Origin of the sequence: Pseudomonas sp. LTR0 (assembly GCF_036630035.1) — a bacterium.
In the GTDB taxonomy this organism is placed as follows: domain Bacteria; phylum Pseudomonadota; class Gammaproteobacteria; order Pseudomonadales; family Pseudomonadaceae; genus Aquipseudomonas; species Aquipseudomonas putida_Y.
Map to the genome: position 1 here is coordinate 3,235,127 of NZ_CP123734.1, position 20,594 is coordinate 3,255,720.

The 20,594-nt window shown below is 63.0% G+C and carries 18 protein-coding genes and 4 pseudogenes; 12 read left to right on the top strand and 10 right to left on the bottom strand.

Features of this window, described 5'->3' with window-relative positions:
- Positions 1-52 precede the first annotated feature (52 nt).
- The 3 genes and pseudogenes from QCL51_RS14900 to QCL51_RS14910 all read right to left on the bottom strand — a co-directional run.
- Positions 53-766 carry a YebC/PmpR family DNA-binding transcriptional regulator gene (locus QCL51_RS14900; RefSeq protein ID WP_004575404.1) on the bottom strand — a complete coding sequence of 238 codons (714 nt, stop codon included), beginning with the start codon at positions 764-766 and terminating at the stop codon, positions 53-55.
- A gap of 97 nt (positions 767-863) precedes the next feature.
- On the bottom strand, positions 864-2,255 hold the full coding sequence (locus QCL51_RS14905; protein ID WP_330508052.1) for an FAD-dependent oxidoreductase: 1,392 nt from the start codon (positions 2,253-2,255) through the stop codon (positions 864-866).
- A gap of 80 nt (positions 2,256-2,335) precedes the next feature.
- Positions 2,336-3,586 (bottom strand): annotated as a pseudogene (locus tag QCL51_RS14910) (MFS transporter); the annotation flags it as partial.
- 243 nt (positions 3,587-3,829) lie between these two features.
- On the opposite strand from QCL51_RS14910, the gene QCL51_RS14915 reads away from it, so the two are divergent.
- On the top strand, positions 3,830-4,699 hold the full coding sequence (locus QCL51_RS14915) for a LysR substrate-binding domain-containing protein (RefSeq protein ID WP_021783151.1): 870 nt from the start codon (positions 3,830-3,832) through the stop codon (positions 4,697-4,699).
- 157 nt (positions 4,700-4,856) lie between these two features.
- A complete protein-coding gene (locus tag QCL51_RS14920) occupies positions 4,857-5,228 on the top strand; it encodes a DUF2784 domain-containing protein (RefSeq protein WP_021783152.1) in 372 nt (123 codons plus the stop codon).
- Here the strand turns inward: QCL51_RS14920 and tam are convergent.
- Positions 5,218-5,994 carry a trans-aconitate 2-methyltransferase gene (gene tam, locus QCL51_RS14925; RefSeq protein ID WP_021783153.1) on the bottom strand — a complete coding sequence of 259 codons (777 nt, stop codon included), beginning with the start codon at positions 5,992-5,994 and terminating at the stop codon, positions 5,218-5,220. The genes QCL51_RS14920 and tam overlap by 11 nt on opposite strands.
- Before the next feature lie 114 nt (positions 5,995-6,108).
- Between tam and QCL51_RS14930 the strand changes: the two genes are divergently transcribed.
- The gene (locus tag QCL51_RS14930; protein WP_028698076.1) at positions 6,109-6,288 is read left to right on the top strand and encodes a hypothetical protein; all 180 of its coding nucleotides are present in this window, start codon (positions 6,109-6,111) and stop codon (positions 6,286-6,288) included.
- 3 nt (positions 6,289-6,291) lie between these two features.
- On the opposite strand, the gene QCL51_RS14935 is transcribed toward QCL51_RS14930, so the two are convergent.
- Entirely contained in the window at positions 6,292-7,704 is a 1,413-nt protein-coding gene (locus QCL51_RS14935; protein WP_021783155.1) for an amino acid permease, read from the bottom strand.
- Between the two features lie 325 nt (positions 7,705-8,029).
- Here QCL51_RS14935 and QCL51_RS14940 point away from each other — a divergent pair, with 325 nt between their 5' ends.
- The 3 genes and pseudogenes from QCL51_RS14940 (at position 8,030) to QCL51_RS14950 (ending at position 10,823) form a co-directional block, all read left to right on the top strand.
- Positions 8,030-9,454: a PLP-dependent aminotransferase family protein gene (locus QCL51_RS14940; RefSeq protein ID WP_103444595.1), complete on the top strand. Its 1,425-nt coding sequence runs from the start codon at positions 8,030-8,032 to the stop codon at positions 9,452-9,454.
- Between the two features lie 231 nt (positions 9,455-9,685).
- A pseudogene (locus QCL51_RS14945) lies at positions 9,686-9,910 on the top strand (NAD-dependent DNA ligase); the annotation flags it as partial.
- A 361-nt stretch (positions 9,911-10,271) separates the two neighbouring features.
- Positions 10,272-10,823: a WYL domain-containing protein gene (locus QCL51_RS14950; RefSeq protein ID WP_021783158.1), complete on the top strand. Its 552-nt coding sequence runs from the start codon at positions 10,272-10,274 to the stop codon at positions 10,821-10,823.
- Positions 10,824-10,898: 75 nt separating this feature from the next.
- Here QCL51_RS14950 and QCL51_RS14955 read toward each other — a convergent pair whose 3' ends face one another.
- Both QCL51_RS14955 and QCL51_RS14960 read right to left on the bottom strand, forming a co-directional pair.
- Positions 10,899-11,621: a hypothetical protein gene (locus QCL51_RS14955; RefSeq protein WP_021783159.1), complete on the bottom strand. Its 723-nt coding sequence runs from the start codon at positions 11,619-11,621 to the stop codon at positions 10,899-10,901.
- A 79-nt stretch (positions 11,622-11,700) separates the two neighbouring features.
- Positions 11,701-12,003 (bottom strand): DUF3077 domain-containing protein, encoded by a 303-nt coding sequence (locus QCL51_RS14960; protein ID WP_021783160.1) that lies wholly within the window; start codon positions 12,001-12,003, stop codon positions 11,701-11,703.
- 197 nt (positions 12,004-12,200) lie between these two features.
- Between QCL51_RS14960 and QCL51_RS14965 the strand changes: the two genes are divergently transcribed.
- Positions 12,201-12,824, top strand: a complete 624-nt coding sequence (locus QCL51_RS14965; protein ID WP_028698077.1) for a glutathione S-transferase — start codon at positions 12,201-12,203, stop codon at positions 12,822-12,824.
- 80 nt (positions 12,825-12,904) lie between these two features.
- Here QCL51_RS14965 and QCL51_RS14970 read toward each other — a convergent pair.
- Positions 12,905-13,327, bottom strand: a pseudogene (locus QCL51_RS14970) (MFS transporter); the annotation flags it as partial.
- Here QCL51_RS14970 and QCL51_RS14975 point away from each other — a divergent pair.
- Positions 13,327-14,133 (top strand): annotated as a pseudogene (locus tag QCL51_RS14975) (LysR substrate-binding domain-containing protein); the annotation flags it as partial. The pseudogenes QCL51_RS14970 and QCL51_RS14975 sit on opposite strands and share 1 nt — an antisense overlap.
- A 52-nt stretch (positions 14,134-14,185) precedes the next feature.
- Here QCL51_RS14975 and QCL51_RS14980 read toward each other — a convergent pair.
- Positions 14,186-14,806: a TetR/AcrR family transcriptional regulator gene (locus QCL51_RS14980; RefSeq protein WP_275967049.1), complete on the bottom strand. Its 621-nt coding sequence runs from the start codon at positions 14,804-14,806 to the stop codon at positions 14,186-14,188.
- 131 nt (positions 14,807-14,937) lie between these two features.
- Between QCL51_RS14980 and QCL51_RS14985 the strand changes: the two genes are divergently transcribed.
- The 3 genes from QCL51_RS14985 to QCL51_RS14995 all read left to right on the top strand — a co-directional run bounded on the left by QCL51_RS14985 (position 14,938) and on the right by QCL51_RS14995 (position 18,898).
- Positions 14,938-16,620 carry an amidohydrolase gene (locus tag QCL51_RS14985; protein ID WP_209965275.1) on the top strand — a complete coding sequence of 561 codons (1,683 nt, stop codon included), beginning with the start codon at positions 14,938-14,940 and terminating at the stop codon, positions 16,618-16,620.
- A 14-nt stretch (positions 16,621-16,634) separates the two neighbouring features.
- Positions 16,635-17,792: an MFS transporter gene (locus tag QCL51_RS14990; protein ID WP_325948209.1), complete on the top strand. Its 1,158-nt coding sequence runs from the start codon at positions 16,635-16,637 to the stop codon at positions 17,790-17,792.
- A 110-nt stretch (positions 17,793-17,902) separates the two neighbouring features.
- A complete protein-coding gene (locus tag QCL51_RS14995; protein WP_021783166.1) occupies positions 17,903-18,898 on the top strand; it encodes a D-2-hydroxyacid dehydrogenase family protein in 996 nt (331 codons plus the stop codon).
- A 7-nt stretch (positions 18,899-18,905) separates the two neighbouring features.
- Here the strand turns inward: QCL51_RS14995 and QCL51_RS15000 are convergent, their stop codons facing one another.
- A complete protein-coding gene (locus QCL51_RS15000; RefSeq protein ID WP_021783167.1) occupies positions 18,906-19,391 on the bottom strand; it encodes a hypothetical protein in 486 nt (161 codons plus the stop codon).
- A gap of 142 nt (positions 19,392-19,533) precedes the next feature.
- On the opposite strand from QCL51_RS15000, the gene QCL51_RS15005 reads away from it, so the two are divergent.
- The gene (locus tag QCL51_RS15005) at positions 19,534-20,529 is read left to right on the top strand and encodes a 5'-nucleotidase (protein WP_021783168.1); all 996 of its coding nucleotides are present in this window, start codon (positions 19,534-19,536) and stop codon (positions 20,527-20,529) included.
- Positions 20,530-20,594 lie beyond the last annotated feature (65 nt).

Sequence of the window (20,594 nt, forward strand, 5' to 3'; positions counted from 1 at the left end):
AACCTGCGGGAGCGGGCTTGCCCGCGAACAGGCCGCAACGCGGCCCGGACGATTACTCGGTCAGGCCAACATAGACGTTCTGCACGTCATCGTGCTCGTCGATCGCTTCGAGGAACGCTTCAACCTCAGCCAGTGCTTCTGCACTCAGGCTCGCCGCGCTTACCGGGTTTTTAGGGGTGTAGCCGATTTTCGCCGCGGTCACGGTGAAACCATGCTCTGGCAGGGCCTTCTGCACCGCGTCCAGGTCGGTGGTGTCGGTGATGAACAGGGTCGAGCCCTCTTCTTCACCTTCCTCGAAGTCCTGGGCACCGGCTTCGATCGCGGCCATTTCCGGATCAGCGTCAGCGCTCGCAGGCGTGGCTTCGATCAGGCCTACATGGTTGAAGTCCCACGCTACCGAACCGCTGGCACCCAGCTGGCCCTTGCGGAACAGCACGCGGATCTGCGCGACGGTGCGGTTGATGTTGTCGGTCAGGCACTCGACGATCAGCGGTACCTGGTGCGGTGCGAAACCTTCATAGCTCACCGCATGGTATTGCACGGCATCACCGTCCAGGCCTGCGCCCTTGCGGATTGCCCGATCCAGGGTCTCGCGGGTCATCGAAGCCTTCTTGGCTTGCACGATGGCCAGGCGCAGGCGCGGGTTCATGTCGGGATCGGCACCCGACTTGGCCGCGATCTGGATTTCCTTGGACAGCTTGCCCATGATCTTGCCTTTGGCATTGGCCGCTGTTTCTCTATGTTTGGCTTTCCACTGTGCGCCCATGTCGACTCTCTTGTTTCAGCGGCCGGTTCAGGAAGCGACCGGCCAAAAGTGGGTGCATTTTATACGCCCTCGAGCATGGGATCGACAAGAAATCTCATCAGCCTTTATCGGCCTTGCCCGCCGCCGCGGCAAACCGCGCCAACCGCACGTCCAGCCTTCGCGGGCGCACACCACGATCTTCGGCCTGCTCCTTGCGGCGGATGGCATTGCGCACCATCAGCGAACCCAGGTAGCGGATCGGCTCGGGCGGGAACAGCCCCAGCGGCCCCTTGACCAGCGGCGACCGGGTCCACGGGTTGTCCAGCCCCAGCGCCAGCGACGAAAGAATCTGCCCGCCCATGTGGCACGGGCCAACGCCGCTGCCGGAGTAACCGAAGCCGTAGAACACGTTGCCCTGCCCGTCCAACCGGCCAAAGAATGGCAAGCCGGTCACCGAGCGATCCGACGGCCCGTTCCAGCTGGCCGCCAGTGGCACCTCGGCCAAGGCCGGGAAAAAGCCGCCAAGGCTTTCGCCCAGCAACCGCCGATACGGCGACGGCTGGTCGAACACCGGCAACATGCGCCCGCCATAGGCAAACGTGTTGCCGCCCTTGCCGAGCATCAGCCGGCCATCGGAGGTGTTGTGGTAGTAGTGCACGAAAATACGCGAGTCGAGCACGCTGATCCCGCTGTCCAGGCCGATCTGGCGCAGCAGCTCGGGGCACGGTTCGGTAATGACCATGTCGCTGGAAACGATCGCCACACTGCGCTCGAACTGCGGAAAGACGCGCGCCATCCAGGCATTGAGGCCCAGCACTACACGGTCGGCGCGCAGCGTGCCGTGGGCCGTGCGTACCTGCACCGGGGCACCGTGCTCCAGGCCGGTCATGGCGGTGCCTTCGTAGAGGCGCACGCCGCGCTGCAAGGCCACCCGGCGCAGGCCGCGCACCAGTTTGCCCGGCTGCACGGTGGCGGCGGCCGGCGAGAACCAGCCTTCCAGGTGCCGTGCCGAACCGGCCAGGCGCTGCACCTGCTCCAGCGGCAAGCGGCGGAACGAGTTGATGCCCTTGCGCTCCAGCGCGGCGATCACCGCGTCGGTGGCACCCACCTGGGCTGCATTGGTGGCCGTGTACAGCGTGCCGTCCAGGCGGAAGTCGCAGTCGATGCCATTGGCCGCGCAGAACACACCGATGTCTGTGATGCTGCGCTCCGACTCGCGCACCAGCCGCACCGCCTCCTCCCCCCCGAACAGGCGTTCGAGGGTGAAGTACTTGGCCGACCAGGACAACGCACAGCCCCCATTGCGGCCGCTGGCACCAGCACCGCAGATGTCGGCCTCGATCAGCACCACATCCAGGGCCGGTACCGCCTCCTTGAGCATCAGCGCTGTCCACAGACCGGTGTAGCCACCGCCCACAATGCACACATCGCAACGGGTATCGCCTTGCAGCGGCGGGCATACCGCCTCCTGCGCCGAATCCAGGGCCTGTTGCAGCCAGAAGGGTCTCATTCGCTCGCTTTCCTTTAAGTACGCAGTGGCTTGATTGCCATGCTGGTGTTCGGTGCCACGTCGGTGCCTTGCGCGCTGCTGGCCGGGCGGCTGTTCCAGTGCGGCAGCAACACCAGCGCCGAGAACAGCGCGCAGCCCGCGAACACGATGAACACCGTGACGCCGTCGAAATAACCCGGCAGCAGCCCGCCCAGCACCGCGCCCACCGACCCACAGCCGTTGACGAAACCTGCTGCGGTAGCGCCGGCCTTGGCGGTGCCGAAGTCGATGGCCGCAGCGCCGCTGATCATCGAGTCCGGCCCGTACAGGGTCAGGCCCATGACGAACAGCAAGGCCACCACCAGCAGCACGCTGCCGGTGTGCATGGCCGCCATGAACAACGCCAGTGTCACGGTCAGCAGCACCAGGCTGATCACGCAGGCCGGCATGCGGCGGGCGCCAAACAGTTTGTCCGAGGCCAGGCCGATCATGATCGGGCCAAGCAGCCCGGCCAGTTCGAAAGCGGTCGGGATGATTGCCGCGCCCACCTTGCCCACCGAGGGCATCTGCTCGAAGACGATCACAGGGCCCCACAGCAAGATGGCGTAGCGCGCCGGCTTCAGCAGGAAGTACGCCAGGCCCAGGGTCAACACCGTGCGGTTGCGCAGGATTTCCCGCAGTGGCGCCCACACGCTGCACAGGTTGTCGGCCGGGGCCATGCTTTGCGGCTCGGGCTCAACCGCCGGCAAGCCGACGTCCTCAGGTTTGTTGCGCTGCAGGAAGAAGAACAGCACCGCCACCAGCGCCACCACGACCGCGCTGGAGAAAAACGCCGCATGCCAGGTGCCCACCAGGGTGTAGGCCCACCAGCCCGCGAACGGCGAGGCCACCAGGCCGCCGAAGGCATAGCAGGAACTCCACAGGCCCAGCACCCGCCCACGCTGCGAAGCCGGGAAGAAGCTGCCGATGTTCTTGCACAAGCCGGCCCAGCCAGTGGATTGCGCCAGCCCCTGTACCAGCATGCAGGTGGCGAAGATCGGGAAGGTTGCGTAACTGCCCATCACCACTGCCGCCGCCGCAGAGATCAGCAACCCGCCCAGTACGACCACGCGAGGGCCGAAGCGGTCGGCAAGCATGCCCCAGGTGAACTGGCCCACGGCATAGGCGGCCAGGTAGATGGCGTCCAGGTTGGCCATGGCGGCCTTGTCGAGCATGAAACCTGGGTCTTCGGCGATGCCCAGCTTGGCCACCGAGAAGGCTTTGCGGGTGAAGTAGAAGGCGGCGTAAGCCAGCCAGGTGATGGCGAAAATCTGGATGCGCCAGCGTTTGAACGCGGCTAGGGAATGATTCATGTAAGTCTGACCTCTTGCTCAAGTGTGCCGGCAGAATGTGAAGAAACGCCTGTCTTGTTCTTGTGTTACGCACAGCGATGACGAGGCTGTCATCGGGTCAGGTGGCGCCGTGTGAGCGCCATGGCCCTGGCGGCATTCGTGGTGCCAGCGTCGGGCTGAAATCCATGGAAACAGTTGCTGTAAGATAAATAAAATCGATTTATCGTATTACACACATAAGCCCAGCTTGTTACTGAGGTCGTCATGTCGGTTTCCCACGCTCAACTCAAGGCTTTCCACGCGGTGGCCGTGCACGGTAGCTTTACCCGCGCCGCAGAAAAGTTGTTTCTTACCCAGCCTGCGGTGTCCGACCAGGTGCGCAAACTGGAGGAGCGCTTCGGCGTATTGCTGTTCCACCGCAACAAACGCTCGGTGCAGCTCACCGACCTTGGCGAGCGGCTGCTGGGCATCAGCCAGCGCCTGTTCGCCTGCGAGGCCGAAGCCCAGGAGCTGCTGCACGACTCGCGTGCACTGCAGACCGGCAGCCTGGTGCTGGCAGTGGATGCGCCGGTGCACGTGCTGCCGCAGATCGCCCGCTTCTGCCAGCGCTATCCGGGGATCCAGGTGAAGATCGAAACCGGCAACACCGACGAATCATTGGCGCGGCTGTTCAGCTATCAGGCTGACCTGGCCCTGCTGGGCCGGGATGTCGATGACGAGCGCCTGCATTGCCTGCCGCTGCGTCGTGACCCGATGGTGGCGTTCGTTTCCCACCACCACCCATGGGCCAGCCGCGGCTCGATCAGCCTGGCCGACCTGGACGACACGCCACTGGTGCTGCGCGAGCCCGGCTCGGTGACGCGGCAGACGCTGGAAGAAGAGATGCAACGTGCCGGCCTGCGGATGCGCGCAGCGATCCAGGTGGAAGGCCGGGAAGCGGCGCGTGAAGCAGTGGTGGTAGGGATTGGTGTGGGCGTGGTGTCTGCGGCGGAGTTCGGTGCCGATGCGCGGGTATGTGCGTTACCGATAGTGGATTGCCAGCGCCATTTGACCGAGACCCTGGTGTGCCTGAGCGAGCAGCGAACCCGCCGGGTGGTGGCGACTTTCCTGCAGATGGTCGAGGAAAGGGTGTAGGCCTGTGCTGGCCTTTTCACGGGCTCGCCCGCTCCCACAGGTCCTGCGCAGCATCCACAATCCGCGGTGAAGCTGTGGGACCGGGCGAGCCCGCGAAGGGGCCAGTTCAGGCAACCCAACTATGCTGGGATAAACCTCGATCCGTGGGCACCCACCCATGCTCTACCGCCTTGCCGCCGACACCTTGGTGCTGCTGCACCTGGCCTTCATTCTGCTGGTGCTGTTCGGCGGCCTGCTGGTGCTGCGCTGGCGCCCTGCCCTGTTGCTGCACTTGCCGGCCCTGGCCTGGGGCCTGGCGGTGGAGTGCCTGCATCTGGGCTGCCCGCTCACCACCTGGGAAAACCGCATGCGCAATGCCGCCGGTGACGCAGGTTACCGGGGCGGTTTCGTCGAGCACTACATCTGGCCACTGATCTACCCCGCCGGCCTCACCCCGCAGACCCAGCTGCTGCTGGGCACCCTCGTGCTGGCGCTGAACCTCGGCATCTACAGCTACGTGGCCTGGCGCTGGCGCCGTCCTAGCGGGTAGCGATCACGAACAACCGCGGGAAGGGCAACAGGACCTTGCCATCAGAGGCCGGCGGATAATCGCGCTGCATGGCCTGCAGGTACATCTGCAGGAAGTCAGCCTGCTCCTGCTCATCAAGCCTGGCCAGATAAGGCCGCAACGCCGAGCCCTTGAACCATTCCACTACCGCTTCGGCGCCGCCCATCAACGGGTGATGATAGGTGGTGCGCCAAACGTCCACCCGTGCGCACAGCGGGCTGAGCAAGTCGTAGTAGAACGCCGCGTTGTGCCGTGGCGGCAACTGCAAGTCGGCGAACTTCGCCGCCCAGGGGCCTTGGCTTGCGATCTCGCGCAACTGCCGGTGGGCCGGTTCGTCGAGGTTGTCCGGGGTCTGCACGGCCAGGCTGGCGCCCTCGCTGAGCTGGCGCACCAGGTGCGGATACAACAAGGCGTGGTCAGGCACCCATTGCAGCGAGGCATTGGCCAGGATCAGGTCCTGCGGCTCGGGGGCAGTCCAGCCGGCAATGTCGGCAATGACCGTGCGCACACGCGGGATGCACAGCCGCTTGCGCTCACGGGCCTTGTCGATCATGTCCGGGTCGCTGTCCAGTGCCGTCACCTGGGCATCGGGGTAACGTTGCAGCAGCACCTCGGTCGAGTTGCCGGGGCCGCACCCCAAGTCAGTGGCGTGGCGCACCGGCCGTGGCGGGATGGCGGCAATCAGGTCGCGTACGGCGCGCGTGCGTTCGTCTTCGAACAGGGAATACTGGGTGGCGGACCAGGCCATGTGCGGCTCCTTTGGGCGGGCAATGTGCCTAGCATATGCCATCTGTCGCCCGGCGGGACGGTTGCGAAGGGATAACACCGGAACTGATCACCTATGCTTGAAGTCAGTCCTTCCATGCGCACGCCCATGAAGACCTACATCGCCCTCGCCATCCTGGCCCTGATCGCCGCGGCCGCCCTGCTCGGTTCACCGTGGATGAACCAGCGTTTCCACATGCCCGCAGAAAAAGCCCAGGCCCAACAACGCGAAACGGCCGGGTCCCCAAGGGAGCCGGCCGTTTCCAGACGCGAGTGACGCTTAGTGCTGCTTGCTACCAGAGCGGATCTGGTGCACCACCCCCATTGCCACCACGACCGCCGCAGCGATACCGGTGGAAATGACCAGGATCTGATAGTCAGGCATGAAGGCCATGGTGACCAGGGCAGCCACGATGAACGCGATCACCAGGTAGGTCAGCCACGGGAACAGCCACATCTTCAGGCGTACTTCCTTACCTTGGGCAATCAGCTTGCGGCGCATGCGCAGTTGCGAGAAGGCGATGACCAGGTACACCAGCAAGGCGATCATGCCGGTGGTGTTCATCAGGGTGTCCAGCACGTCTTTCGGGCGCAGGGTCTCGCTGAAGTTGATCAACGCACATACCACGGCCACGGCGCACGAACCCATGATCGCGTACACCGGTACACCGGTACCGGCGCGGGTGATCTTGAAGAACGACGGCGCGTCGCCACGCTGGGCCAGGGAGAACAGCATGCGCGATGCGGTGTAGTGGCCAGAGATCAGGCAGCTGCTCACCGAAGTCAGCACCACGAAGTTCATCAGCAGCTCGGCATACGGCACGCCCAGCAGTTCCAGGGTACGGCGGTAAGCGCCATAGCCAGAAACCCCCAGGTGCGGGTCGTTCCACGGTACCAGGCAGACGATCAGGAAGATCGAACCGACGTAGAACAGGCACACACGCCAGACCACCGAGTTGGTTGCCTTGACGATCTGCGCAGCCGGGTCTTTGGCTTCGGAAGCGGCGATGGTGACGATTTCGGCGCCGAGGAAGGCGAACATCACCCCGAGCAAGGCACCGATCACCGTGGTGATGCCATTGGGCATGAAGCCTTCGGCAGTGAGGTGGCTGATGCCACGCACTTCACCGAACTGCCAGATGTTCATCACGGCAGCGGTACACACGATCAGGAAGCAGACGATCGCAATCACCTTGATCAAGGCGAACCAGAACTCGAACTCACCGTAGTGCTTGACGTTGAAGAAGTTGACGGTGATCAGCAACAGGGTCGTGGCCAGCACGAACACGTTGACGCTAACGTCGGGGAAGAAGCCATGCAGGATCTTGCCCGCCACATAGGCTTCCCAGGCCATGAGGATGACCCAATACCACCAGTACAGCCAGCCGATGGTAAAACCGGCCCAACGGCCAATGGCGCGGTCGGCGTAGGTTGAGAACGAGCCGGTGTCAGGCGAGGAAGTCGCCATTTCACCCAGCATGCGCATGATCAGCACCACCAGGATGCCGCCTGCCAGGTAGGCCAGGACAGCGGCTGGGCCGGCACTGTGGATCACGCTGCCGGATCCGACGAACAAGGCGCCGCCAATAACCCCGGCGATCGACATCATCGTCAGGTGGCGCGACTTCAGCGAGGCACTGAGCTTGCTCTCGTGCCCGCTTTTCGCGGTGGTGGTTGTGGATGTTGCGTCCATCAGTTGTGTACCCCGTGCTTCTTTTTATCCAAGGAAAACTGTGAAACCCCGATGGCTGGCGATTTCACCTGTACATCAGTGCTAATGCGGGCAGGATGGTGTGAACGAACACACGCAGGCCTTCCATGGCGGCCTGCTGACGCGCCCCAGGGCGACTGCCTGAGGCGAACTGAACATGCTTTATGTGGCGATATCCGACACCTAATGTAAAAATGTACGACGCAGAGAGCCATGCACAGTGGCATGAATCTCGCACTGCACTGTATAGGTCGCCCATGCAGTACACCCTGCAAACGCCAGGCGATACGCACCCTGAAGGCCCCGAATGTTCGAATTACATCCAGACTCCTCAACCCCGCTGGTCAACCAGATCATCGACGGGCTGCGCGATCTGATCGACAACCAAACCCTCAAGCCAGGCGCCAAGGTCCCGTCGATCCGCGCCTTTGCCGCAAGCTATTCGGTGAGTACCTTCACCGTGGTCGAAGCCTACGACCGCCTTGTCGCCCAAGGGCTGCTGGTGAGCCGTGGCAATGCGGGGTTCTTCGTCAACCGTGCGGCGGGCGACCTGTTGGAGCAGCACAACGCCGAGGCCGACACCAGTCGACCAATGTTCAACTCCGAGTGGTACCTGCAGCAGATCTTCGAAATCCGCCAGTTGCCTTACAAGCCGGGGTGCGGTTGGCTGCCCAACGACTGGATGTACGAAGACGGCCTGCGCCGCGGCCTGCGCCAAGTGGCCGGCAGCCCGCTGGAGTTGTCGGGGTACGGCGACCCCATGGGCCTGATGGAGCTGCGTGCGCTGACCGCCCAGAACCTGCAGCAAGAGCTGTCGATCGTCGCCAACCCGGCACAGCTGATGCTCACCCACGGCGCCAGCCAGGCCCTGGACCTGGCCGCACGCACACTGGTGCGCCCAGGCGATGTGGTGCTGGTGGACGACCCCGGCTACCCGAACCTCATGAGCATCCTGCGCACCCAAGGCGCAACCCTGGTAGGCGTGCCACGTACACCGGCCGGCTACGACCTGAACCAGCTGGAGCAATTGCTCACCCACCACCGCCCGACGGCGTTCTTCACCCAGCCGCACCTGCACAGCCCGACGTGCTCGCGCACCCCGCTACCGCAGTTGCACCGCCTGCTGCAGCTTGCCAGCCAGCATGGCTTCCGCCTGGTGGAGAACAACCTGTACGCCGACATGGTCGCCGAGCCGCAGCCATGCCTGGCCAGCCTCGACCATCTGCAGCAGGTGGTGTACGTGGGCAGCTATTCCAAGAGCATTTCGCCCAACGTGCGGGTCGGCTACATGCTGGCCAACCCCGAGTTGATGCAAAAACTGCTGCACCTGAAGATGCGCTCAGGCCTGACCACCTCGCAGGTGATGGAGCGCGTGGTGTATGCGGCGATCATCGACGGGCGCTGGCGCAAGCACCTCAAACGCCTGCGCCAGCGCCTGGCCGAGGCGCATCAGGAAGTTGGCCGGCACCTGCACCGATTGGGCTTTGAACTGTTCACCGAATCGGATGAAGGCATGTACATCTGGACCCGCCACCCGGCGATTCCCGATAGCGCCGCGTTGCTGGATGATGCGCTGGAGAAAGGCATCATGCTTGGGCCTGGGCAGTTGTTCATGGTCGACGCCAAGGCGACCGGGTGGATGCGCTTCAATGTGGCGTTCAGTACGGACCCGGCGATGTGGGAGTTGTTGGAGAAGGTGTTGGTGAAGCATGTGCGGCGGGGCGGGATGTAAGGCCGCTCCACATCAGTTTTGGGCCACACCTTCCTGTGAGGGCCCGCTGTCCGCCTAGTTTGTTCCCTTGATATCGAAGGTTCCCCGCTGCACCTCATCATTTCCAGCCATGCCCCCGGGGGAGGCTCGCGGGGCGCAATGGCAAGGTGAAATAACACCTGGCTTTTTTACCAATAGCGCATGACGCTTGATTCAGATGACCCCATAACTAACCGGACAACAAAGGAACGGGGGCCTCGCAAAGCATGCGAAGCACTGGTAGTCGAACGTGGGGGTTCAATCGCCGCGGGGGTGAGCAAGAAGATCCACTATCTGGTCATTGGCAGTATTGGCAACGAGCAGTGGCTGCACAGCAGTTACGGCACGAAGATCAAGAAAGCAGTGGAAATCAGGGAAGCGGGTGCGAACATTGCGATTGTGAGCGAGGCGCATTGGCAGCGTGCGGCGTTTGGTTGATGACCATGATGGCGCTCACCGCTTCTAAGCAGATCGATAGACCTCGCTACGCTCGCGCTTGCCAACCGATACCACCCACTACAACGATACGCTCGTCTTCGACGCGATAGACGAGGCCTTTGTGGGACATCGCCCAACCACTTGGACTGCGCAGTCGCGCAGAAAACTCAGCGCGCAAGCGGTCCGCGTACCATGTGGGAGCGAGACTTTGTGGGATTGGTAGTTGTGGCAAGACAGTGACACGCCTCAAGCCAAGAGCGCGTCCGGAAACTTGGATCCCATTCCTGGAAAAGGTATGCTGGGCAATAGCTAAACGCCACTACCCAGACAGGCTTGGTGCCTGTCTTCAAGGACGAACCCTTTGCCCAGCCACCCGACCCGCCATACCATCGCCCGCCAGTGGCAACTGCTCAAGTTACTGCCCGGCCGCCACCCGGGTATGAGCTCCACCCAGTTGCAGGCTGCCCTAACAGCCGTGGGCCATACCACCAGCAAACGCACCGTCGAGCGCGACCTGGTCGAGCTCGCCGCACTGTTCCCGCTACAGTGCAACAGTAAAGGCATGCCTTATGGCTGGTACTGGCAACCGGGCTTGAGCCTGGGCGAAGCGCAGCAGCTGCAACCCGACACACTTGCGCCCCCGACACACGTTGTACTGTATGCCTGGGTCGATGACGCGCTGGCCCGCCGGCTGGAACAGTCACCACTATCCCTCGACATGCAACTGACGCCGCAGGCTAGCGGCGGTGCCGCGCTGGTGGCCACCGTCGTCGACAACCGTGCGCTGATGGGCTGGCTGCTGTCCCAGGCGGGTTCGATCCGCATCCAGGCCCCGCAGGCGCTTCGCGCGGCCATGATTGAACAATTGCGCCAGAGCCTGGCGCTGCATGATGGAGAGAGCTGTAAGCAATAACGCCAACGGCGTCAGTAGGTTCCGGGATACGCTACGGCATCGCCAAAACGCGACGCCGGAATGGCTCAGGTCGCTTTACCGCGGGTCACGACGTGCCAGGCAAGCATAGGCCAGGCCCAGTACGCTGGCCGCCAGTATGCCAAGCAGTATCATCAGCTCACGGCTGTAACGGGCCACCATGGCCGGAAAACCGATGACCTCGCGGTACACCTGCACTTTGGCCTCACCATCGGCATGGCTGATACTGACCCCGCCATGGCGGATCTGTGAGTAGTCGGCATCGAAATACACCCACACCTTGCATGTGCCACCTGGCTCGATGGCCGGTATATCAACCTGGGCGGTGGGGGTTTCCAGCAGCGTGTCGTTGCCGGCAGCATTTCGCACCTGCACCAGGCCCTTGGCTGGCAGGCGGATTTTCACCTGCCGGACCTGCGCATCACCACTGTTGTGCAGTTCGACCAGCAGGCCGGTACGGTGGTCGACCAGCCCGGCCTCGAAAGGCTTGGCGAACAGCTGAGCATAAGGTGCCTGCGCCATTTCGATGAGCCGCTCGACCTGATCATGGCCCAGCTGGCCTTGAACGATACCGTTGATTTGCCCCTGCAACTGCTCGTACTTCAGCTGTTCGCTGGCTTTGCTGATCCGCTCGCTGAACTGGCCGGGGTAAGTGAGGTAGGCATAGGTGAGGGACGCCTCAAGACGCGGATTGCCCCTGAGCAACGCGTAGGCGGCCAACAGGACCATCAGGCCGATCAGCACGGCGACGAGAAGCTTTCCCACCTTGTCCCAGCTCAATGCATGCTTCCTTCTGTCGTGTTACAGACGATTAAAACCGCCCAAGGGTGCCAAGTTCGCGCCCCCCAGGCAAGCCTGGCTAGGCTTCGCCCTCGCCTTCGCGTGCCTGACGTATCTGCAGCAGCTGGCCGTCGATCAGTGACTTGGCCATCCCGGCCAGATAGTACGTGGCCTTCATCATCACCTGGCGGTCGCCAGGCCTGTCGATGGCCTTGCGAGTGATTTCGGTGATGCAGCCCATGATGCCCGAAGCTTCCATCAGTGCGGTGCGTATTGGCAGCTGCGGTTTCATTTGCACCAGTTCGGCATCGCTGTTGCCAAAGCGGCTCGCTGCACGCACGACAGTGGGTTTGCTGCTGTTTTTCGGCGTTTCGCTGTCCATGTCCATTCCTCAAGGTTAGGCGCGTGCAGAGGCTAGGCCGCTGTCTACCCCATTACAATGACAAAGGCCTGGAAACGGTCACTTTAGGAAATGGACTACAAGAACCCTGCAAAGGGAGCGCCGAGCCACTGCTCAGCCCCTTGACCCGCCCCCGGCAGTGGCGGACGATCAACCTCCCCCACACAAGGACGAACACCATGCTGCGGATACTGGGAAGAGCCTCTTCCATCAATGTGCGAAAAGTCATGTGGGCCTGTGCCGAATTCGAGATCGCATTCGAACGCGAAGACTGGGGCTCTGGCTTCAAGGCCACTGACAGCGCCGAGTTCCTCGGGTTGAACCCCAACGCCATGATCCCGGTGATCCAGGACGGCGACTTCACTTTGTGGGAATCCAACAGCATCATCCGCTACCTGGCCAACCGCTACGGCGCCACCGCGTTCTATCCCGGCGAGGCCCAGGCGCGGGCCAGGATCGATCAGTGGATCGACTGGCAGGCCTCGGACCTGAACCGCTCATGGAGCTACGCGTTCATGTCGCTGGTCAGGCACTCACCCGCTCACCAGGACCCGCAAGCACTGGCTGCCGGTTGTGCCGAGTGGTCACGCTACATGCGCATCCTCGACCGCCAACTGGCGAGCACCGGCGCCTATGTGGCCGGCAGCCAGTTCACCCTGGCCGACATCCCTATCGGCCTGTCGGTCAACCGCTGGTTCGAAACGCCGTTCGAGCACCCGCACCTGCCTGCTGTGCGCGATTATTACGAGCGACTCAGCGAGCGCCCTGCCTATCACTTGCATGGCCGAAACGGTACTCCGTAGTACCGCCAGGAAGTGTGTCGAGGGGCGCAAAGCGCCCCAAGGTTCCGGCCTGTTACAGCGCAACCTGCCGCGCAGCTCCCCCCTCGCCCTCGCCAGGCAAACAGCAGCACCAACACCAGCCCCAGCGCCGCCATCGCAGCCCCCGCCAGGGAGATCGCCGGGTAGCCCAGCCCCGCGTTGATCACCGCGCCGCCCAGTGCCGCACCGATCGCATTGCCCAGATTGAACGCGCCGATGTTGACTGCCGAGGCCAGGTTGGGCGCATCCTTGGCCGCCTCCATTACCCGCATTTGCAGCGGCGGCACCAGGGCAAAACTGGCCGCCCCCCAAACCAGGATCGCCAGGGCGGTCGGCAATGGCCAGTCCAGTACCAGCGGGAACACCAGCAGCACGGCAATCAGCCCAGCCAGTGACAGGATCGGGGTGCGATCGATGGAGCGGTCCGCCGCCTTGCCGCCCCACACGTTGCCCAAGGTCAGGCCGACACCGAACAGCACCAGCATCACCCTCGGCGGTCAGCCGCATTCTCGCCCGCACCGAACAGCGCCTGGGTACCCGCCTGCTACTGCGCACGACCCGAGCGCTCGCCCTCACCCCCGAGGGAGAGGCCTACCTGCGCGGCGCACGGCGAGTGCTGGCGGACATGCTCGAAGTGGAAGAAGCCATCACTGACCAAGGCGTGCCACGCGGGCGCTTGCGGGTCAGCGCTGCGCTGGGCCATGCCCGGTTGACCGTAGTGCCTCTGCTGGCGGCCTTCAGCGCACGCTACCCGCAAGTGCTGGTTGACCTGACCCTCAGCGACGAGGTGGCCGACATTCTCAGCGGCCAGGCCGACGTGGCGCTGCGCTTCGGTCACCTGCCGGACAGCTCGTTGAGCGCCCGCGCCATCGGCGAGACCGGCCAGGTAGTGGTGGCCTCGCCCGATTACCTGCAACGCCACGGTACCCCGCTTGCGCCTGAAGACCTTGCCAGGCACAACTGCCTGCGCTTCAACTTCCGCCGTGCGATGCCCGACTGGCCGTTTCACCGCGACGGGCATACGTTCTCACTGAAGGTTAAAGGGAATATCGAATGCAGCAGTGGCGAGGCGCTGGCGCAACTGGCCAGGCTGGGCGCCGGCGTGGCGCGTATCGGCACCTTTACCGTGGCCGATGACCTGGCCAACGGGCAGCTGGTGCCGTTGCTTGAGGCTTACAACCCTGGTGATCGGGAACCGATTCATGCGGTGTTCGTCGGCGGCCCGGCGATGCCGGCGCGGGTACGGGTGTTTGTGGACTTTCTTGTGGAGCAGCTATCTGGCGGCCTGTAGGGCCGGCCTTATGTCGCGACAAGGCCGCCCACACGCCCCCTGGTCAGTCTCATCACGCTTGCATGCCGGCCAGGATAAAGTCCATGAACCGCCGCACATCCGCCCGGTGTGCCGCCATGTCCAGCGGCTCGCGGCTGCAAAGGCGCAGCAACTGAAGGTGCCCGTAATCGTTGATCAGGAACGCCGCATACCCCACGTCCAGCCCAGCCGACAGCCTGCCGCTGTCGCACAAGTCCTGTAGCAGGCACTTCAACTCGTTGACCAGCGCGTCATTGACCCGCCTGTAGGCATCCGGCATGCCCTGCTGCTCAGCCCCCAGCAACGGCAGCAACGGCGGCAATATCTCGCGCCAGAGCGGTGCAGGCAGCACCTCGAATGCGTAATCGGTCAAGTGCGCTTCGTAGCAACACAGGGCCTCCAGCGCATCGTCGAATTCCGGCAGGCGCCGCCGGGCTTCGGTCACCGCCCGGTGGTCGGCCTCGCGGAGCTTCTCCAGCAAAATCTCCTGCTTGCTGCCGAAGTAGGCAAACACCGTGGGCACCGACACTGCGGCCAGGCGCGCGATCTGTTCCATGGTGGTGGTCTGGTAACCCTGCGTTTCAAACAGGCCTAGCGCCGTTCGGCTGATGGTTTCACGACGCATCGCCTTCTGCTGCTCGCGCAATCCGCTCACATTCACACCTTTTTTCGATCCGTACACGTCGGCGCCCAGCATAACGCAAAGCTGTGCCGTAAAAATATTTTATTGACTAAAGGTTTTAATCAACTCAAAACTAATGTTCTATTCTGACCCCGGGAGTTGCCATGTCCACCGCCGCAGACCTCATCATCCACAATGCCCGCATTTACACGGTCGACCCGCACAGGCCCTGGGCCGAGGCGGTGGCCATTTGCGGCGAACGCATCGTTTGCGTGGGCGACCGCGGCAGCGTCATGGCATACGCCGGCCCTGCCACACGGCTGCTGGATGCCGGCGGCAAACTGGTGCTGCCGGGCTTCGTCGAGTCTCACTGGCACTTTTCCTCTACCGCCTTTGCCTTTCAGGCGCTGGTCAACCATACAGACCCACAACAGGTGCTGGCCCTGCTAAAGGCCTACGTCGAGGCCAACCCCTCTGAAAAAGCCATTACCGGCATGGGCTGGATCCAGCCGTTGATGCCTGGGCACATGTTGCGCCGCGAAGTACTGGATGCCATCTGTCCGGACAAGCCCGTGTGCCTGCTGTCCACCGACTATCACACCATGTGGGTCAACAGCTTCGCCCTGAACGCTGCCGGCATCGACCGCAACACCCCGGCGGTAGAAGAAGGCGCCAGCTGGTTCGAAAAGGACCCGATCACCGGCGAGCCAACGGGCGTGATCATTGACTGCGCAGCCTATTCGCTACTGATGCAACGCCTGAGCGAAGCCGGCTACCTGCCGACAGGCATCGACCTGTACCTGCGCTCGATCCCCTTCTGGCAGGAGAAACTGGTGGCGGCCGGAATTACCACAGTATTCGATGCCGGTTTCCTCGACCCCGCCGGCGACCAGTCGCTGCTGTATGAAACCTTGCAGCAACTGGAGCGTGAGGAGCGCCTTAAACTGCGGGTAGTCGGCAGCTACATCAACATGGGCACCGAGGACGACCCGGTCACTCGGCTGCAGGCCCTGCGCGAACGCTACGACTCGCCGCTGGTCAAGGCGCAGACCCTCAAGCTGATGCTGGACGGGACCGAGCTGAACCACACCGCATTCCTGCTCGAGCCCTATTGCGACAAGCCACACAGCTGCGGTTCGACGACCATGCCCGAGGAAGTGTTCGAGGGCCATGTACGCAAGGCCGACGCCCTCGGTATCGACGTGATGGTGCATGCAGTGGGCGATGCCGCCGTGCGCATGGCGCTGGACGTGTTTGAGCGCACGTTCTCCAGCAACCCGCCCCGCGACCGTCGCCACGTCATCACTCACGCCTTCCTCACCCACCCCGACGACATCCCGCGCTTTCGCCGTATCGGCGTCATGGCCAACACCCAGTTGCAGTGGGGCGTGGTCGACGCCTACGCCGAGGCCATCCAGCAGGCCTATGGCTACCCGCGCTGGGCGTCGATGTACAAATTCCGCAGCTTCATCGACCAGGGTGTGACCGTGTCCATCGGCATGGACGGCCTGGTGTGCCAATGCCGATGCCAGCACAAGCCGGTGGAACACATCGAATCGGGCCACACCCGCCAGCTCAGTGGCGAACCCGATGCCCCTGTGATGCCCGATGCCGACGAGCGCCTGAGCATCCCGCAACTGATCGCCGCCTATACCCTCAACGGTGCCTACCAACTGGGCCTGGAACGGGAAATCGGTTCGATCACCGTTGGCAAGCGTGCCGACATCATCGTGCTGGAGCAGGACCTGTTCGAACTGGACCGCTACCAGATCGGCAATACCGAAGTAGCGCTGACCGTGATGAACGGCCGCATCACCCACGACGCAGGTACCCTGCCCCGCGCCTGACCCCGGACCCGACCATGCACAACAATAACAACACCTTGCTTCTGCGTGCCGCGTTGATCTACATCGCCGCCACGGCGCTGATCATCATTGGCGTACAACCCATCTTCATCGGCCTGCTGGCCGAGCGGTTGCATCTGGACCTGAGCCAACAGGGCTGGGTACTTTCCAGTGAAATGAGCGGAACCCTGCTCGGTTGCCTGCTGCTGTCGATACCCAGGCGTCACCCGAGTGGCCGTGGGCTGTACCTGGCGGCAGCCTTTGCAGCGCTGATGTTGAACGTCCTCAGCGCTACGCTGGACACTTTGACGACGTTGATTCTGTGCCGTTTTGCCTGTGGTATCGCTGCAGGTCTGCTGTATGCCGGGTCGATCAGCGGGCTCGGCCGGCTGCCGGGCCAGGATCGCTCGTACGGCCTGTCGCTGCTGATTCAAACCGCTGTCTTTGCCCTGTACGCGACGTGCCTGCCACAACTGGCAGAGCAGTTCGGCCACCGCACGGCGATTGCATCGCTGGGTTTCTGGTTCGTGCTGATCGCTATGGCTGCGATGTTCATTCCGGTACGGCTGCAGCATGCAACACCCGTGCGCCTGGCGCAGCCAGGCGGTGGCTCGGCGATTATCGGACACTACGCCCTGCTGGGGATGCTGTGCCTGCAGCTGGCCATCTATTCGTTGTGGGGGTTTGTCGAACAGTTGGCGCGCGAACGCGGCATAGACGCGGTGGATGTGGGCTGGGCGTTCGGGCTGGGAATACTGGGTGGCTTGCCTGGCGGTGCCCTGCCCAGCCTGCTGGGTGCACGGGTGAGCCGTGGCCCTATGATCGGCCTGGGCTCGCTGGTAGTGCTGGTGTCAATCACCCTGCTGGCGCGCTATACGCATGATGCCGATCAGCTGTGCATGGCACTGTTTCTGATGAACTTCGGCTGGGTGCTGGCGCTAACCTACTACATGGGGGCAATTGCCACCAATGACCCACGCGGCACGTTGACGCCCTGGGTCAGTGCGCTGCAACTGGGGGCCGCGGCGGCAGCGCCGGCGTTAGTGGCCTTGCAGCAACAGAGTGCCGGGCGGGAAATGATCTTTGCCAGTGCAGGGACGGCGGTGGTGTTGGGGTGTGCGCTGAAGTGCGTGGCCGGCGTGGTTCATCGGCGGGCAGTTCGTGAAGCTGGTTGATGGGGCGCATGAGCCGGTGATGGTGTGCAACGACTGCAGCCTGATCTGACACCGATACCGCCAGTTAGGTTATCTTCGACGCTTCACTGTACCGCCCGGGCCAGACCACCATGCGCATTGTCATTCCCGACGACTACCAGGATGTAATCCGTACCCTCGATTGCTTCGGCAAGCTGAGCGGGCATGCTGTCAGCGTCCTTCATGAGCACCCGCCTGCCACGCTGGAACAACTTGCAGCACGCTTTGCCGATGCCGACGCCCTGGTACTCACCCGCGAACGCACACGCATCGACGCCGCCTTGCTCGACCGCCTGCCCAACCTCAAGCTGATCAGCCAGACCGGCAAGGTGTCCAGCCACCTCGACCTGGCTGCCTGCACCGCGCGCGGCATTGCCGTGACCGAGGGGCGGGGATCGCCGGTAGCGCCTGCCGAACTGGCCTGGGCGCTGATCCTCAATGCCCGCCGACAACTGGTGCCGGCCATTGATGCCTTCCGCCAAGGCCAATGGCAGGTCAACCTGGGCCAGGCGCTGGCCGGGCAGACGCTGGGCATCTGGGGCTATGGCAAGATCGGCCAGCGCCTGGCGCGTTATGCGCAGGCCTTCGACATGCCCGTGCTGGTGTGGGGCAGCGACAGCAGCCGCGCCGCAGCCAAAGCCGATGGCCACTCTGCTGCCGCCTCGCGCGAGGCGTTTTTTGCCGAGGCGGATATTGTCAGCCTGAACCTGCGCCTTTCGGATCAGACACGCCATGGGGTGACCTTCGACGACCTGTCCCACATGAAGCCCGACGCCTTGCTGGTGAACGTCAGTCGCGCAGAACTGATTGCACCAGGCGCATTACTGCAGGCATTGGATGCCGGGCGGCCGGGCTATGCGGCGGTGGATGTTTATGAGGAAGAGCCGTTACTCGACCCGGCCCATCCACTGCTGCGCCACCCACGTGTACTCAGCACGCCCCACTTGGGGTATGTGGAGAAGAACGGCTACGAACTGTACTTCGGTGACGCCTTCGACAACGTGCTGGCGTTTTTCGAAGGGGTGCCGAAGAACGTCGCCAACCCGCAAGCTTTGGCACTTCAGCGCTTGAACCCGGCGCAGCCTTGAAGTTGTCCTAATCAAGCAGGTGCAGCCCCAGCGTGAAGACCGCCACGGCCAAGGCGAGCAATGACACGGCATGACGTTCCAGATACGCTGACCAACCGGGCGCTGACTGCGACGCGCATCCACATTGGTGCTGGGCCAGGCCGGTCAACCGCGTCTCCACACTGTCCATGCGGTCTGCCTGGGCGCTGGTTGCCAGTACGAGCTTCTTCAGCGCCGTGGTCACCGTGATGGACAGCTCCTCCCGAGCCTGGTTGCTGGCGGCCAGTTGCTGCTGGTACTGCTCAAGGCTCTTGCGGATCGCCCCTTCTTTCTGCACGCGGGCCAGGGTACTTGCCACCAGCTTTTTGTTCAGCGCCTCGATACTGGCCTGCAGTGCTTCGTGTTCGGTGGCCCGCAGGGTCGAAGCGTCCGCCTCAAGGTGGGGCTCGTGCATCCTGTTCCCATTCGCCTCGGCAAGTGGAGTCAGGGTGCCGTGTTCATGTAGCTGGTTCATCAATCACTATCCGGATACTGCGGTAAGGGGCGAGAAGCTATCAAAATGACATCATCGAATCCACTGATGAGTCGTGCAATTGACGGCTTTCGTCAGAACGTGCGCGTACACTTGCCTTCAAGCCACTCGCAGGAGCCGCTTCATGCCCTACCCCATTGAAGAAAAACTGGTCATCGGCGTTGCCTCGAGTGCGCTGTTCGACCTCTCCGTTTCCGATGACATCTACCAGACACAAGGTGTCGAGGCCTACCGCCAACATCAGGAACAGAACCTGGACGAGCCGTTTCCCAGGGGGGTGGCGCTGCCGTTCATTCGCCGCTTCCTGAGCATCAACAAGGCATTCCCCGACCAGTTGCCGGTGGAAGTGGTGCTGCTCTCGCGCAACTCGCCGGAAACCGGCCTGCGGGTGTTCCGCTCCATCAGCCACTATCAGCTGGACATCACCCGTGCGGCATTCATGTCAGGTCGCTCGCCCTACGAGTACATCCCCGCGTTCAATGCTTCGCTGTTCCTCAGTGCCAACGAGGAAGATGTGCAAAAGGCCATCGACGCCAACTACCCTGCCGGGCGTGTGCTGCCTACGCGCATCTACGATGATGAAATCGACACCGAGCTGCGGGTGGCCTTCGACTTCGATGGCGTGATTGCCGACGACGAGGCAGAGAGTGTGTACAAGCGCAACGACAACCTGGACGACTTTCAGGAACACGAGCGCGTGCACAAGGGCACCCCGCATTCGCCGGGGCCTTTGGCAGACCTTTACCGCAAGCTCTCGCGGATACGCATGCTGGAGGACCGCAAGCTGTCCGAAGACCCGACGTACCAGCGGATCCTGCGCATTGCCATCGTCACGGCGCGCAACGCACCTTCGCATGAGCGAGTAGTGACGACCTTGAAGGATTGGGGCGTATCGCCGGATGAGTGCTTTTTTCTAGGCGGTATGGATAAACCCAGAGTGTTGTCGATATTGAAGCCACATGTGTTTTTCGACGACCAGCGCACGCACTTGCAATCGCCAGCGGGGAACCTGCCGATGGTGCATGTACCGTTCGGGGTGGCGAACAGGGTGCGCTCGCCTCAGGCACCAGACCCGCAGCAGGAACAACTGTCAATTTGCGAATTGTCACGCGAGCCATAAACCGCCAGAGCGACACCCTTGACCCACGCCCGCTCGCCGCCGCATGCTCGAGCGCTTCCACCCAC